Source organism: Citrobacter sp. 172116965 (assembly GCF_013458095.1).
Lineage (GTDB): Bacteria > Pseudomonadota > Gammaproteobacteria > Enterobacterales > Enterobacteriaceae > Citrobacter > Citrobacter braakii.
Window position 1 is genome coordinate 4,061,564 of the sequence record NZ_CP046673.1, and the last position, 16,569, is coordinate 4,078,132.

The 16,569-nt window shown below is 53.1% G+C and carries 10 protein-coding genes and 1 pseudogene; 2 read left to right on the forward strand and 9 right to left on the reverse strand.

The features are described from left to right. Positions 1-28: 28 nt before the first annotated feature. Positions 29-718 (reverse strand): N-acetylmannosamine-6-phosphate 2-epimerase, encoded by a 690-nt coding sequence (locus tag GPJ68_RS19745; protein WP_016154230.1) that lies wholly within the window; start codon positions 716-718, stop codon positions 29-31. Further along, positions 718-2,274: a maltose/glucose-specific PTS transporter subunit IIC gene (locus GPJ68_RS19750; protein WP_104651252.1), complete on the reverse strand. Its 1,557-nt coding sequence runs from the start codon at positions 2,272-2,274 to the stop codon at positions 718-720. The genes GPJ68_RS19745 and GPJ68_RS19750 overlap by 1 nt, the downstream gene beginning before the upstream one ends. 165 nt (positions 2,275-2,439) lie before the next feature. Here GPJ68_RS19750 and GPJ68_RS19755 point away from each other — a divergent pair, with 165 nt between their 5' ends. Further along, positions 2,440-3,264, forward strand: a complete 825-nt coding sequence (locus GPJ68_RS19755; protein ID WP_049040365.1) for a MurR/RpiR family transcriptional regulator — start codon at positions 2,440-2,442, stop codon at positions 3,262-3,264. 60 nt (positions 3,265-3,324) lie between these two features. Here the strand turns inward: GPJ68_RS19755 and eno are convergent, their stop codons facing one another. The 5 genes and pseudogenes from eno to rlmD all read right to left on the reverse strand — a co-directional run bounded on the left by eno (position 3,325) and on the right by rlmD (position 11,125). Continuing rightward, positions 3,325-4,623 carry a phosphopyruvate hydratase gene (gene eno, locus GPJ68_RS19760; protein ID WP_003034129.1) on the reverse strand — a complete coding sequence of 433 codons (1,299 nt, stop codon included), beginning with the start codon at positions 4,621-4,623 and terminating at the stop codon, positions 3,325-3,327. An 87-nt stretch (positions 4,624-4,710) separates the two neighbouring features. Continuing rightward, positions 4,711-6,348: a glutamine hydrolyzing CTP synthase gene (gene pyrG, locus GPJ68_RS19765; protein WP_016154233.1), complete on the reverse strand. Its 1,638-nt coding sequence runs from the start codon at positions 6,346-6,348 to the stop codon at positions 4,711-4,713. A 224-nt stretch (positions 6,349-6,572) separates the two neighbouring features. Next, positions 6,573-7,361, reverse strand: a pseudogene (gene mazG, locus GPJ68_RS19770) (nucleoside triphosphate pyrophosphohydrolase). 130 nt (positions 7,362-7,491) lie between these two features. Next, on the reverse strand, positions 7,492-9,726 hold the full coding sequence (gene relA, locus GPJ68_RS19775; protein ID WP_016154235.1) for a GTP diphosphokinase: 2,235 nt from the start codon (positions 9,724-9,726) through the stop codon (positions 7,492-7,494). 100 nt (positions 9,727-9,826) lie between these two features. After that, entirely contained in the window at positions 9,827-11,125 is a 1,299-nt protein-coding gene (gene rlmD / locus GPJ68_RS19780) for a 23S rRNA (uracil(1939)-C(5))-methyltransferase RlmD (RefSeq protein ID WP_065554335.1), read from the reverse strand. 57 nt (positions 11,126-11,182) lie between these two features. On the opposite strand from rlmD, the gene barA reads away from it, so the two are divergent. Then, positions 11,183-13,930, forward strand: a complete 2,748-nt coding sequence (gene barA, locus GPJ68_RS19785) for a two-component sensor histidine kinase BarA (RefSeq protein WP_016154237.1) — start codon at positions 11,183-11,185, stop codon at positions 13,928-13,930. 59 nt (positions 13,931-13,989) lie between these two features. Here barA and GPJ68_RS19790 read toward each other — a convergent pair whose 3' ends face one another. Further along, positions 13,990-15,132, reverse strand: coding sequence for a glycerate kinase (locus GPJ68_RS19790; RefSeq protein WP_104651251.1), 1,143 nt, complete (start codon positions 15,130-15,132; stop codon positions 13,990-13,992). Positions 15,133-15,213: 81 nt separating this feature from the next. Further along, complete coding sequence (gene gudD, locus GPJ68_RS19795) at positions 15,214-16,554, reverse strand: glucarate dehydratase (protein ID WP_016154239.1); 1,341 nt, start codon at positions 16,552-16,554, stop codon at positions 15,214-15,216. Positions 16,555-16,569 lie beyond the last annotated feature (15 nt).

A 16,569-nucleotide genomic window follows, 5' to 3' on the forward strand; every position in this document is an offset into this window, starting at 1 on the left:
CGCCAAAGTATCATGCCCCATCGATGCTTTACGCGGCGATCGCCGCGGCAAAGCGTGCCGTAATCTGCTGCGGACGCGTGATAGCCCCTCCAACCACCACGGTATGGGCACCTAATGCCAGGCAACGTGCAGCACGTTCCGGGGTATCGACGTTTCCTTCCGCCACGACCGGTATGCTGACCGCAGCCAACACCTCACGTAAAAAACCGCAGTCGTTTTCCGCCAGCACATGCCCGACAGTGTCAGCGGTATAGCCGTAGAGCGTAGTGCCCACGCAGTCAAACCCCAGACGCTCGGCGGTCACCGCCTCGTCTACAGTGGCGATATCCGCCATCAGCAGTACGGACGGGTAGCGAGCGCGGACTTGTGCGACCAGTTCTTCCAGCGTTTGCCCACCAGGGCGCGGGCGCGCTGTCGCGTCCAGAGCAATAATTTCCGGCTCAACGGTCATCAACTCATCCACTTCCTGCAGGGTGGCCGTGATAAACACATCACTACCCGGATAATCGCGCTTGATAATCCCAATCACCGGCAGTGAGACGATCTCTTTGATAGCGCGAATATCCACCACGCTGTTCGCACGGATACCTACCGCACCGCCCTGTGCTGCCGCCAACGCCATACGCGACATAATAAATGGACTGTGCAGAGGCTCATTTTCCAGCGCCTGACAGGAGACGATTAATTTACCTTTCAGGCAATCCAGTACAGTTTTCATTACGATAAGATCTCTTCGACTTCGTTTTTAATGATGGTGACATGCGGGCCATAAATCACCTGAACACCTTTACCGCGAATAATAACGCCACGTGCTCCGGTCGCTTTCAGCGCCGCTTCATCTACCTTGCTGCTCTCTTTCACCGTCACGCGTAAGCGTGTGGCGCAACAGTCCACCTCTTCCAGATTCTCTTTGCCTCCCAGCCCAGAGATGACTGCCGCTGCGCGTTCACTTTGAGGCAGATCGGATTCAATTGGGGTTACGTTTTCACGCCCAGGTGTCAGCCAGCCAAAGCGGTTAATCAAATAGCGGAAGGTAAAGTAGTAAAGGAAGAACCACGGTATCCCCACCATGGGAACGTACATCCAGTTGGTTTTAGCTTCCCCTTGTAAGACGCCGAAGAGGAGGAAATCGATAAGCCCACCCGAAAAAGTTTGCCCAATAGTGATATGTAAAATATGAGCCATCATAAACGCCAGGCCATCGAAGAAGGCGTGAATGACATATAACACGGGAGCCACAAAGAGGAAGGAGAACTCGATAGGCTCAGTGATCCCCGTCAGGAAAGAGGTCAGGGCTGCCGACAACAGCAGGCCGGCGACAAGCTTTCTGTTCTCCGGCTTGGCAGTGTGGTACATCGCCAGGCATGCGCCAAGCAGGCCAAACATCATGGTAATGAATCGCCCGGACATAAAGCGCGAGGTGCCCGCATAGAACTGCTGCGTATTCGGATCGGCAAGTTGGGCAAAGAAAATCCGCTGCGTACCTTCAACCAACTGGCCGTTGACGATTTCGCTACCGCCAAGCGCCGTCGTCCAGAACGGCAAATAAAAGATATGGTGTAAACCCAGTGGGCCAAGCATACGCAGGATGAAGCCGTACAACAGTGTCCCCAGATAACCCGTCGCATCCACCAGACCACCCAGCCCAAAAATGAGTTTCTGGAAATGCGGCCAAACCACTGTCATGACAGCCCCCACGACAATCGCGGCAAGGGAGCTAATAATCGGTACAAAGCGCGAACCGCTGAAGAAACCAAGGAACTGAGGTAGTGAGACTTTATTGAAACGGCTATGCAGCGCGCAGGTGACAAGACCAATAACCACCCCACCAAACACGCCCGTTTCCAGCGTCTGAATACCCAGCGTCATCCCCTGGCCAACGGCACCCGGGTTCTCGTGCGCCAGTGTCCCGTTGAGGGTCAATAAGGCATTGATAGTGGCATTCATCACCAAAAATGCCAGCAATGCCGCCAGCCCGGCGGTACCTTTATCCGTTTTCGCCAGTCCTACAGCGACACCCACTGCGAACAACACCGAAAGATTGGCAAACACAATAGAACCGGCGCTGGTCATGATTGTGAAGATTGCCTGCAACCAGTCGACATCCAAAAACGGATAAGCCGTCAATGTGTTTGGATTCGACAGTGCGCCGCCAATCCCTAACAACAGTCCCGCGGCGGGCAATACCGCAATCGGCAGCATGAAGGATTTGCCGAAGCGCTGCGCTTTTTCAAACCATGCACCCGATGAGGCGCCGCTAAACATTTGCATCATTTTTTCATCTCCCCGACTAGTGATGAAAATTTTTACCATAATTATTTTTATAAATGAAAATCATCATCAAAAACAAGGAAGCCGATCATACTTTTTTAAAATGACTGGCATCTCTCCCCTGCTTTCCGCCACACTATCAGCAGAGAAACGCATTAAGGATTTTGCATGTCAGAAAATGAAAACCTGCTGCTGAGATTGCGCCAGAGCGTTGACGGATATAGCCGAACACAACAGAAGCTGGGAGAGTTTGTGCTAAGCGATCCGGCAAAAGTTGTCTACCTAACGATTACCGAACTGGCGCGTGAAAGCGACACCAGCGAAGCTAGCGTCACACGGCTGTGCCGTACGCTGGGGTGTAAGGGCTATAACGAGTTCAAAATGGCGCTGGCACTCGATCTCCAGCAAGAACAGCCGGTAGAGCACAGCGGGGATGAAATTGACAATGTGGTCAATGAATCCGTGCAAGCACTGCAGGACACCGCAAAATTACTCGACAGAGCATTACTTGAAGCAGCCGCTCTTGCGCTGCATCAGGCGCAGTCGGTACAGATTTATGGCGTAGCGGCCAGCGCCATTCTGGGGGAGTATTTACATTACAAACTCCTGCGCTTGGGCAAACCCGCACAAATGTTCAGCGATATGCATCGCGCAGCCATGAACGCCACAACGCTAAGCAAAGACACGCTCGTGGTGGCGATTTCCAGCTCAGGCTCCACGCGCGATCTGCTGCATGTCGTTAAACTGGCGCGTAAGCAAGGCGCGCGCGTACTGGCGTTGAGTAATACGCCGCGCAGTCCGTTGGCTTCGCTGAGTGATATTCAACTGGTCGCAGCCAAACCAGAAGGTCCGTTGAGTGCTGGTGCGCTAAACGCCAAGGTGGGAGTGATGCTGTTGGTAGAACTGCTCACCACGTCACTGATTGCTCTGGATGAAAAGTACAGTGATGTGAGCCAGAAAACCGCCAGTGCGACCTTACCGCTACTGCTTTAGTTTAGCGGCATAAAAAAACCCGCCGCAGCGGGTTTTTACGTTAAGAGTTAAAGAACAGGATTACGCCTGACCTTTGATCTCTTTACGACCGTTGTACGGCGCTTGTTCACCCAGAGCTTCTTCGATACGAATCAGCTGGTTGTACTTAGCAACGCGGTCAGAACGGCTCATAGAACCGGTTTTGATCTGGCCTGCAGCGGTACCAACAGCCAGGTCAGCGATGGTAGCGTCTTCAGTTTCGCCAGAACGGTGAGAGATGACAGCGGTGTAGCCAGCGTCTTTCGCCATTTTGATCGCAGCCAGAGTTTCGGTCAGAGAACCGATCTGGTTGAATTTGATCAGGATGGAGTTAACGATGCCTTTTTCGATACCTTCTTTCAGGATCTTGGTGTTGGTTACGAACAGATCGTCACCAACCAGCTGGATTTTGTCGCCCAGAACTTTAGTCTGGTATGCGAAACCGTCCCAGTCAGACTCGTCCAGACCATCTTCGATGGACACGATCGGGTACTGTTTGGTCAGTTCTTCCAGGAAGTGAGTGAATTCTTCGGAGGTGAATGCTTTGTTGCCTTCGCCAGCCAGAACGTATTTACCGTCTTTGTAGAATTCAGAAGCTGCACAGTCCATCGCCAGGGTGATGTCTTTGCCCAGCTCGTAGCCAGCTGCTTTAACCGCTTCAGCGATTACAGCCAGAGCTTCAGCGTTGGAACCCAGGTTCGGCGCGTAGCCGCCTTCGTCACCCACTGCAGTGTTCATACCTTTAGCTTTCAGAACTTTAGCCAGGTTATGGAACACTTCAGAACCCATACGTACGGCTTCTTTCAGGGTTTTAGCGCCAACCGGCTGAATCATGAACTCCTGGATGTCAACGTTGTTGTCAGCGTGCTCACCACCGTTGATGATGTTCATCATCGGAACCGGCATGGAGTATTTGCCCGGAGTACCGTTCAGTTCAGCGATGTGTGCATACAGCGGCAGGCCTTTAGCAGCAGCTGCTGCTTTGGCGTTCGCCAGGGACACAGCCAGGATGGCGTTTGCACCGAAGTTGGATTTGTTTTCAGTACCGTCCAGATCGATCATGATCTTGTCGATGCCAGCCTGATCTTTAGCATCTTTACCCAGCAGAGCCTGAGCAATTGGGCCGTTAACAGCTGCAACAGCTTTCAGTACGCCTTTACCCATGAAACGGGATTTGTCGCCGTCGCGCAGTTCCAGTGCTTCGCGGGAACCAGTAGAAGCACCTGACGGAGCTGCTGCCATACCAACGAAACCACCTTCCAGGTGTACTTCGGCTTCAACAGTCGGGTTACCACGGGAGTCGATGATTTCACGACCGATGATTTTAACGATTTTGGACATTAGATTTTCCTCAGTACAAGTTAAACTAAAACTCCAGACAAACAATGCACCCGGATGGGTGCATTGCCGTTCTAACTTTTTTACTTCTTACTTCGCCTGACGCTTCTGATGTTCACTGGCGGCTTTCACAAAGCCGGCAAACAGCGGGTGCCCATCACGTGGCGTGGAAGTAAATTCCGGGTGGAACTGACAGGCCACGAACCACGGATGATTCGGTACCTCAATGATCTCGACCAACTGATCATCACCGGAACGGCCTGCAATACGCAGACCCGCAGCTTCAATCTGTTTCAACAGCATATTGTTGACTTCGTAACGGTGGCGATGGCGTTCAACAATTGTCGGCGCGCCGTACAGCTGACGAACCAGGCTATCGTCGCTCAACTGACACTGCTGGGCGCCAAGGCGCATTGTGCCGCCCAGATCGCTCTTCTCGGTACGGACTTCAACGTTGCCGTCTTCATCGCGCCATTCGGTAATCAGGGCCACCACCGGGTACTTACAGTCTGGCACAAATTCCGTGGAGTTGGCGTTATCCATACCCACTACGTTACGTGCAAACTCAATCAACGCAACCTGCATACCCAGGCAAATACCCAGATAAGGAACATTGTTTTCACGCGCAAAGCGCGCTGTCGCGATCTTACCTTCAACACCACGGTAGCCGAAGCCGCCAGGGATCAGGATTGCATCAAGACCTTTCAGGATCTCAACGCCGCGCGTTTCGACATCTTGCGAATCGATCAGCTTAATGTTGACGGTGACACGATTCTTCAGACCACCGTGCTTCAATGCTTCGATAACTGACTTATAGGCATCCGGCAGTTCAATATACTTGCCGACCATACCGATAGTCACTTCGCCTGCCGGATTCGCTTCTTCGTAGATAACCTGTTCCCATTCTGACAGATTAGCTTCCGGACAGTTCAAGCTGAATCGTTTACAAATATAATCGTCAAGGCCCTGGGATTTCAACAGGCCTGGAATTTTATAGATGGAATCGACATCTTTCATTGAAATAACGGCTTTTTCTGGCACGTTACAGAACAATGCAATTTTTGCACGTTCGTTGGCCGGAACCGCGCGATCGGAACGACAGATCAGAATGTCAGGCTGGATACCGATAGACAGCAACTCTTTTACCGAGTGCTGAGTCGGTTTAGTTTTGACTTCACCGGCAGCGGCCAGGTAAGGAACCAGAGTCAGGTGCATGAACAGCGCGTGTTCACGACCGATATCTACCGCTAATTGGCGAATCGCTTCCAGGAATGGCAGGGATTCGATATCACCGACCGTACCGCCGATTTCAACCAGAACGACGTCATGACCTTCGCCACCGGCAAGGACACGCTCTTTAATCGCGTTGGTGATGTGCGGGATAACCTGTACGGTTGCACCCAGATAGTCGCCACGGCGCTCTTTGCGCAGGACATCGGAGTAAATTCGACCGGTAGTGAAGTTATTGCGGCGAGTCATTTTGGTACGAATGAAACGCTCATAGTGACCCAGGTCCAGGTCGGTTTCAGCGCCGTCTTCAGTAACGAACACTTCCCCGTGTTGGATTGGACTCATAGTACCTGGATCGACGTTGATGTACGGATCCAGTTTCATCATGGTCACGTTGAGGCCACGAGCCTCAAGAATGGCTGCCAGGGAGGCTGCGGCAATGCCTTTACCCAGAGAGGATACGACCCCGCCGGTCACAAAAATATAGTTCGTTGTCATGCTGGACCTGAGAAGTTAGGGTGAAACGATGGAATTACCAAGACGGGAAAGTAGTATACCCGAACATGACGAGCGCCACAAACTTTCATTATTCCTCCTCTTCACCAGGCTCACATAAACATCGGGAGTGAGAAAATAGCCCCTTTGGGGTAAATGTTTTTGACGTAAATCAAGCGCTTGTTATTTAAAAAATCACACAAATCGCCCTTGACCGACGAAATCCCTTAGAGATCAATTTCCTGCCGTTTTACCTGTTGCCAGACTTCTTCCATAGTTTCCAGATCAACACCAGTCATTTCCAGACCCCGAGCCGCTACAATTCGCTCAACCTCACGAAAACGGCGCTCAAATTTCTCGTTCGCTTTTTGCAATGCGGTCTCTGCTTTAGTGCCTAAATGCCGAGCCATATTGACCGTAGCAAACAGCAGGTCGCCCATTTCCTCCTCCAGTTTAGCCTGGTCGACAACAGCCTGCTTCGCCTCAAACATGACTTCATCGATCTCTTCGTAAACCTTGTCGACAACCGGTCCTAATGTTTTCCAGTCGAAGCCAACATTAGAGCAGCGTTTCTGGATTTTTTGGGCGCGCATTAACGCCGGTAAACTACGGGGAATATCGTCGAGTGCGGAATGCTGCGCCTTCTGGGCGCGTTCTTCGCTTTTGATCTGCTCCTAGCGGGTCAACACCTCAGTGCTGTTACTGGCAGAAACATCAGCAAAAACATGTGGGTGGCGACGCTCAAGCTTATCGCTGATGGCGGCGCAAATATCATTGAAATCGAAACGTCCTTCTTCCTGCGCCATCTGGGCGTAAAACACCACCTGGAACAGCAAGTCACCCAGCTCTCCACGCAGGTCGTCGAAGTCTTCCGCAATTGCGTCCAGCACTTCATAGGTTTCTTCGAGGGTGTAAGGGGCAATAGTGGCGAATGTCTGCTCTTTGTCCCAGGGACAACCGTTTTCCGGGTCGCGCAGGCGCTGCATAATACCGAGCAGTCGGTCGATTTGATTCATTGGAATATCCTGAAATTTCAATACGCGAGGCCAGATAAGACGACAGCCGATATCCGGCAACATGGCAATGCCTGATGGCAACGCTAACGCGCCTCACCAGGCATGCAAACTTATCTGGCCTATTAAATAATTAATTACCGTGCAGACGACGTGCGTCGATCACATCCGGCACCTGGTTCAGCTTGCCAAGCACGCGCCCGAGCACCTGCAGGTTATAGATTTCGATGGTCATATCGATGGTAGCCAGTTGCTGTTTGGTATCACTCCGGCTGGCAACCCCCAGCACGTTCACCTTCTCGTTGGCAAGAATCGTGGTGATATCACGTAATAAGCCGCTGCGATCGTTAGCCTGGACGCGAACCACCAGCGAATATCCTGCCGAGTAGCTTTCGCCCCAAACCGCATCAACAATACGTTCCGGCGCATGGGAGCGCAGCTCGGTCAGCTGTTCGCAATCCGCCCGGTGCACGGAAATACCGCGGCCCTGAGTGATAAACCCGACAATTTCATCGCCTGGAATCGGCTGGCAGCAGCGCGCGATGTGGTGCATCAGGTTACCCACCCCTTCCACCACCACGCGACCGTCGTCTTTACGGCGACTCTGCGGCGCCTGCGTTTTCTGCTGAAGCTGTTTCAGCGCGGCGGCATCCTGTTCGGCTGCGCTTGGCTTATTAAACTGCGCCTGCAGGAAGTTCACCATCTGGTTGAGGCGAATGTCCCCCCCACCAATCGCCGCCAGCAGCTCATCCAGCTCATTGAAGCTGTAGCGCGGCAGCAGGTGCTTTTCCGCTTCTTTCAGGCTAATGCCTAAATGCGCCAGCTCATCGTCGAGGATCTGGCGGCCAGCAAGGATGTTTTTGTCGCGGTCCTGTTTACGGAACCAGGCGTGGATCTTCGAACGCCCTCGACTGGTGGTGACATAGCCGAGGTTAGGGTTCAGCCAGTCGCGGCTTGGGTTAGGCTGTTTCTGGGTGATAATTTCAATTTGATCGCCCATCTGCAGCTGGTAGGTAAACGGTACGATGCGCCCGCCAATTTTCGCGCCGATGCAACGATGCCCCACATCACTGTGAATATGATAAGCAAAATCGAGCGGTGTGGAGCCAGCAGGTAAGTCCACAACGTCGCCTTTTGGCGTAAAGACGTACACTCGGTCATCAAAGACCTGGCTACGGACTTCATCCAGCATTTCGCCAGAGTCCGCCATCTCTTCCTGCCAGGCGATCAGCTTACGCAGCCATGCAATACGATCTTCATGACCAGAACGCGCCACGCCGGAAGCGGTGCCCTCTTTGTACTTCCAGTGTGCCGCAACGCCCAGTTCGGCATCTTCGTGCATCTGTTTCGTACGGATCTGAATTTCAATGGTTTTCCCGCCCGGTCCCAGCACAACCGTATGAATTGACTGATAGCCGTTGGGTTTCGGGTTAGCAACATAGTCATCGAACTCATCCGGCAGATGGCGATAGTGAGTATGCACTATCCCGAGCGCGGCATAGCAGTCCTGTAAACGCTCCGCCACGATACGCACTGCGCGCACGTCGAAAAGTTCATCGAAGGCCAGCTGCTTTTTCTGCATTTTGCGCCAGATGCTGTAGATGTGTTTCGGACGTCCGTACACTTCGGCTTTGACGCCTTCCGTTTTCATCTCTGAGCGCAAATGACCGACGAACTCATCAATGTAATGCTCGCGATCGATGCGACGTTCGTGCAGCAGCTTGGCAATACGTTTGTATTCAGCCGGGTGCAGGTAACGGAAGCAGTAATCTTCCAGTTCCCATTTTAATTGCCCGATACCCAAACGGTTGGCCAGCGGCGCATAGATATTGGTGCACTCTTTTGCCGCCAGAACGCGTTCATCTTCCGGTGCGTCCTTCACTTCACGCAGATGTGCAATTCGTTCGGCCAGCTTGATGACCACACAGCGGAAATCGTCCACCATAGCCAACAGCATGCGGCGAACGTTATCGACCTGTTCGGATGAGACTGAATCGGTATGAGTGGCCTTAAGCTGGCGTATTGCCGCCATATCCCGCACGCCGTGGATAAGATGAACAATGGATTTGCCCACGCTCTCGCGCAGGATGTCTTCACTGACCACGTTGGCATCTGCCAGAGGGAACAGCATTGCTGCGCGCAGCGTGTCGATATCCATGCTCAACATGGAGAGTATTTCAACCATCTCCACGCCACGCCACAACAGCAGATCCGCATCCGGATGCCCCTGTGTCTGCTGCTGGCAGTACGCCCAGGTTTCGGCTAAGCGTTCACACGACTGCTGGCTGGAGATCCCCAGACTCGCGATCCATTTCTTTGGATCAAACTCACCAGCTTTATTTATATGTGCACTTCTTACCGCAACCATTGTCCTCTCCTTAAGGGGCCTGGCCTGTCGAAGTCGACAAGCCATACCCATTGTCTTTCACGCTGCATTACCACCCGAAATCCAATGGGTACAAAATTTATTACATACGCTCAAACAGGACCATTGATTCCAGGTGTCCAGTGTGCGGGAACATATCAAGCATCGCCAGTCGCCGTATGGCATATCCCGCGTTGAGCAAAGCGTCGCTGTCACGAGCCAGCGTTGCCGGGTTACAGGATACATAAACAACGCGTATAGGTTCTAATTTTATAATATGTTGCATCACACCTGCAGCCCCCGCACGCGCAGGATCGAGCAATACTTTGTCGAATCCGTTTTTCGCCCACGGCTGCCGGGTAACATCTTCCTCAAGGTTTTCATGAAAGAATGTCACATTGTGTAATCCGTTATTCAGCGCGTTTTCCCGGCCTTTTTCCACCAGCGCCGGTACCCCTTCCACCCCCACCACGTTTGCAGCCCGGGTTGCCAACGGCAGGGTAAAATTACCCATTCCACAGAACAGATCGAGTACGCGATCTTCAGGTTGCACATCAAGCCATTCGAGCGCACGGGCCACCATTTGTTGGTTTACCCCTTCATTGACCTGAATAAAATCACGCGGGCTGAAGGTTAACCGTAGTCCATTTGAGTCATACCAGGGCGACTCTTCTGATATTGATTCCAGTATCTCGCTTTGCGGGGCCAGAAACAAAGACAGCCCCTGAGAATGCGAAAAGCATTCCAGTTTTTCTTTATCCTGAGCACTTAATGGCGCCGTGTGGCGCAAAATCATCAGGGTTCCGCTCCCCGCCTGCACCAGCTCGACATGACCAAGATGGCGTAACCCTTGCAGACTTTCCAGACACGCCCGGATGTGGGGCAAGAGCGCTTCAAGCTGGGGCACCAAAATAGGGCATTGTTTAACATCGATAATGTCGCTGGATGCGGATTTGCGAAACCCCATCTGCAATTTTTGTTCTTTTGGCCGATAGTTCAGGCTCAACCTGGCGCGACGACGATAGCCCCACGGGGTATCAGCTATAACATCCGACACTTCACATTTCATTAAACGCGACAACGCCGCGCTTTTGCTACGCTGCTGCAACGAGATGCTGGCATGCTGCTGCTGGCAGCCGCCGCACACGCCAAAATGCGGGCAACGTGGCACTTCACGCTGCGGACTGTCGTTTAAACGTCGTTTTACTTGCGCGCGGGCGAACTGTTTTTTATCTTCGGTAATCACCACCTCGGCGCTTTCCTGAGGTAGCAATTCCGGTATAAACAACGCCTTTCCGTTATGGCGAGCAACGCCCTGGCCGAAAGGATCAAGGTCATTGACGGTAACGGTTATGATCTGACGCGTCGTCACGCGTCGTTTTGCAGAGTAGAATTGCGCCATCGACGAGATATATCTCTATTTAACAGTGTGACCCTAATTGTCCCATAACGGAACTCCATGACCAACTACAGCCTGCGCGCACGCATGATGATTCTGATCCTGGCCCCGACCGTCCTGATTGGTTTGCTGCTCAGTATCTTTTTTGTTGTGCATCGCTATAACGACTTGCAGCGTCAACTGGAAGATGCTGGCGCCAGCATCATTGAGCCACTCGCGGTCTCCAGCGAATATGGCATGAATCTGCAAAACAGAGAATCCATCGGCCAACTTATCAGCGTGCTGCATCGTCGCCATTCCGATATCGTGCGGGCAATTTCTGTCTATGACGAGAATAACCGGCTGTTTGTCACATCCAATTTTCATCTCGATCCGTCTGAAATGCAGCTGGCAACCGGCTCACCATTTCCCCGTAAGCTGAGCGTCACCCGGCTCGGGGATATCATGATCCTGCGAACGCCAATTATATCGGAAAGCTATTCGCCGGATGAATCTGCCGTCAGCGACGCCAAAAATACGGAAAATATGCTGGGGTATGTGGCGCTTGAACTGGACCTTAAGTCAGTAAGATTGCAGCAGTATAAAGAGATCTTTATCTCCAGCGTAATGATGCTGTTTTGTATCGGTATTGCGTTAATTTTTGGCTGGCGTCTGATGCGCGACGTGACTGGCCCGATTCGCAATATGGTAAATACCGTTGACCGAATACGTAGAGGACAGCTCGACAGCCGCGTCGAAGGTTTCATGTTGGGCGAGCTGGATATGCTCAAAAATGGCATCAACTCGATGGCGATGTCACTTGCGGCCTACCATGAAGAGATGCAGCACAACATCGACCAGGCCACCTCTGACCTGCGCGAAACGTTGGAGCAGATGGAAATCCAGAACGTCGAACTGGATCTGGCGAAGAAACGCGCCCAGGAAGCGGCGCGTATTAAGTCTGAGTTTCTGGCTAACATGTCGCATGAGCTGCGTACGCCGCTGAATGGCGTGATTGGCTTCACCCGCCTGACGCTTAAAACCGAGCTCAACACGACGCAGCGCGATCACCTGAATACGATTGAACGCTCGGCCAACAATCTGTTGGCCATCATCAATGATGTGCTCGACTTCTCCAAACTTGAGGCGGGCAAACTGATTCTGGAAAGCATCCCATTCCCGCTACGTAGCACGCTGGATGACGTCGTCACGCTGTTAGCGCACTCATCCCATGATAAAGGGCTTGAGCTGACGCTAAATATTAAGAATGACGTGCCGGACAACGTCATCGGGGACCCGCTGCGCTTACAGCAGGTAATCACTAATCTGGTTGGCAATGCCATCAAATTTACCGAAGGCGGTAATATCGACATTCTGGTCGAGAAACGCGCCCTCAGTAACACGAAAGTGCAAATTGAAGTGCAAATCCGCGATACCGGAATTGGCATCCCTGAGCGCGATCAGTCACGCCTGTTCCAGGCCTTCCGCCAGGCCGATGCCAGTATTTCCCGCCGCCACGGCGGGACAGGACTGGGCCTGGTCATTACGCAAAAGCTGGTCAATGAAATGGGCGGGGATATCTCCTTCCACAGCCAGCCGAACCGGGGCTCCACGTTCTGGTTCCATATCAGCCTCGATCTCAACCCTAACGTTCTCGTGGATCGCTCAACCACGCACTGTCTGGCCGGAAAGCGGCTGGCCTACGTTGAACCTAACGCCACAGCCGCGCAATGCACGTTAGATATCTTGAGTGAAACGCCGCTGGAAGTGATTTACAGCCCTTCATTCTCCGGGCTGCCGAAGGATCACTACGATATTCTGCTGCTTGGCATACCGGTCACTTTACGCGAACCGCTCACTATGCAGCATGAGCGGCTGGCAAGCGCAGCGGCGATGACCGACTTTTTGTTACTGGCTCTGCCTTGCCATGCGCAGATCAACGCTGAGAAATTAAAGCAGGGCGGCGCGGCGGCGTGCCTGTTGAAACCTCTAACCTCAACCCGCTTACTGCCAGCGTTGACAGAGTATTGTCAACTGAACCACAGCGCGGCTCCGCTGCTGTTAGACGAGAGCAAAATTGCGATGACCGTCATGGCGGTGGACGACAACCCGGCGAACCTCAAGCTGATTGGCGCACTGCTGGAAGATAAAGTGCAGCACGTCGTGCTCTGCGACAGCGGACATCAGGCTGTGGATCGCGCCAAACAGATGCAGTTTGATCTCATCCTGATGGATATTCAGATGCCAGACATGGACGGTATTCGCGCCTGCGAACTGATCCACCAGCTTCCTCATCAACAACAGACGCCGGTCATTGCGGTCACCGCGCATGCCATGGCCGGGCAAAAAGAGAAGCTGCTCAGCGCCGGGATGAACGATTACCTGGCGAAGCCTATCGAAGAAGATAAGCTGCATAATCTGCTGTTACGCTACAAACCCGGCGCGAGCACATCGCTGAGGGCGCTCGCTGTTGAACCGGTCGTCAATCCGAATACCACACTCGACTGGCAACTGGCGTTAAGGCAAGCCGCCGGTAAAAACGATCTGGCGCGGGATATGCTGCAAATGCTGCTCGATTTTCTGCCCGAAGTGCGTAACAAAATTGAAGAACAGCTGGTCGGTGAAAACCCTGAAGGACTGGTGGATATGATCCATAAACTGCATGGCAGTTGCGGTTATAGCGGCGTTCCCCGCATGAAAAACCTGTGTCAGCTTATTGAGCAGCAATTACGTAGCGGGAGCAAAGAAGAAGAGCTGGAGCCTGAGTTTTTAGAGCTTCTGGATGAAATGGATAACGTTGCGCGCGAAGCGAAGAAGTTGTTAGGGTAAAAATCTGATTGCCGGATGACGACGCTCACGCGTCTTATCCGGCAATCATGCCACATCATTCAACGTAATTGCTGACCCGCTTTCAGGGTCGCGGCCACGTTTCGCGCCGTCATTCGTACGTTCTCACTCGCGTTCTTCAGCGCCTCTTCCAGTGTGCAAACGGTATAAATAACGCTAAAAACCGCATCCAGCCCATGTTCATGTACAACACCGACATCAGCCATCAGGCTGCCGGCAATGCCAATAACCGGTTTGTTGTAACGCTTTGCCACCTTCGCCACGCCAACCGGAACCTTACCGTGAATGGTCTGGCTGTCGATACGTCCTTCACCCGTGACCACTAAATCCGCATCCGCAACGCAGTCGTCGAGGTGTAACGCATCCGTCACGACCTCAATACCGCAGCGTAACTGCGCACCGCAAAACGCATACAGTGCCGCCCCCATACCACCAGCCGCGCCACCACCCGCCAGTTCCAGCACGTTGACGTCCAGATCGCGGGCAATGAGTTGCGCATAATGCGTGAGCGCCCGATCAAGACGAAGAATCATCTCCGGCGTCGCCCCCTTTTGCGGACCGAAGACCGCAGAGGCCCCCTCTTCACCGGTCAACGGATTAGTCACATCGCAGGCCACTTCAATACGGCACGCGGCAAGACGCGGGTCTAGCTGAGAAATATCAATCCGGGCGAGTGATTCAAGGCCAGTCCCGCCATGAGCAATATCGTTATTTTGCGCATCCAGTAATTTTGCTCCCAGCGCTTGCACCATCCCGGCACCGCCATCATTGGTGGCGCTGCCGCCAATGCCGATAATGATATGTTCAACGCCCGCGTCCAGCGCATGACGGATTAGCTCCCCGGTTCCCCAGGAGGTCGTTTTCAGCGGATCGCGTAAACCTGCGGGAACCTGCTCCAGTCCGCTGGCGGCCGCCATTTCGATAAACGCCGAACGCTCATCCCCGGATAAACCATAAAATGCCTGAATCGTTTTACCCAGAGGGCCGGTAACATCAACATGCACAAGGTGGCCTTGCGTTGCGGCAACCATCGCTTCGACCGTTCCCTCACCGCCATCCGCGACCGGGATCTTCACGTAATTCGCCTCAGGCCAGATCTCACGAAATCCCAGCTCAATAGCCGTTGCCACTTCAAGCGCACTCAAACTTTCCTTATAGGAATCCGGTGCGATTACTATTTTCATAAAGCATCCTTACGCATGTTGACTGTGTTAAGCATACACCAGGAGAAAAACCGCCCCTTTGTGGGAGCGGTCCCAGTTCGCTTAGCGTACCATGCACGGACGCTTATTATCAAACGTCCAGTTCGGGATCAGATACTGCATTCCCATGGCATCATCGCGCGCTCCCAGTCCATGTTGCTGATACAGCTCATGAGCTTTCATAACCTGATCCATATCCAGCTCCACACCCAGACCCGGCTTCGCCGGTACCTGCACCATGCCGCCTTTGATTTCAAACGGCTCTTTGGTCAGGCGTTGATTGCCTTCCTGCCAGATCCAGTGGGTATCGATAGCGGTAATTTTGCCCGGCGCCGCCGCCGCAACATGAGTAAACATCGCCAGCGAAATATCAAAGTGGTTGTTAGAGTGCGAGCCCCAGGTCAGCCCAAACTCATGACACATCTGCGCAACGCGGACAGAACCCTGCATAGTCCAGAAGTGCGGATCCGCCAGCGGGATATCCACGGACTGCAACGACAGCGTATGTCCCATCTGACGCCAGTCGGTGGCGATCATGTTGGTGGCGGTCGGCAAACCGGTAGCACGACGGAATTCCGCCATGACTTCACGGCCTGAGAACCCCTGCTCGGCGCCGCACGGATCTTCCGCATAAGCCAGCGATCCTTTCAGGTATTTACCAATTTTAATCGCCTCATTCAGCGACCACGCGCCATTGGGATCGAGCGTGACACGTGCCTGTGGAAAGCGTTTCGCCAGCGCCACAATAGATTCCGCTTCTTCTTCCCCGGCCAACACCCCGCCTTTCAGTTTGAAATCGTTGAAACCATATTTCTCATATGCGGCTTCCGCCAGGCGCACCACTGCATCCGGGGTCATCGCCTCTTCATGACGCAGGCGATACCAGTCGCATTTCTCATCCGGCTGGCTCTGATACGGCAGCGGCGTCGCGTTACGGTTACCGACGAAGAACAGATAACCCAGCATTTCAACTTCGCTACGCTGCTGACCGTCGCCCAGCAGAGATGCGACGTTAACGCCCAGATGCTGACCCAGCAGATCCAACATGGCCGCTTCGATCCCGGTAACCACATGAATAGTGGTACGTAAATCGAAGGTCTGCAAACCGCGTCCACCGGCATCACGATCGGCAAAGGTATTGCGGACCGCATTCAGTACGTTTTTGTATTCACCTAACGTTTTGCCCACCACCAGCGGAATGGCATCTTCCAGGGTCTGACGAATTTTTTCGCCGCCGGGAATCTCACCCACGCCGGTATGACCGGAGTTATCTTTGATAATCACAATATTACGCGTGAAGAACGGGGCATGTGCGCCGCTCAGATTCATCAGCATGCTGTCATGGCCCGCAACCGGGATCACCTGCATCGCGGTTACGACTGGGGTAGTAAATTGTGCGCTCATAATTAAGTCCTTATT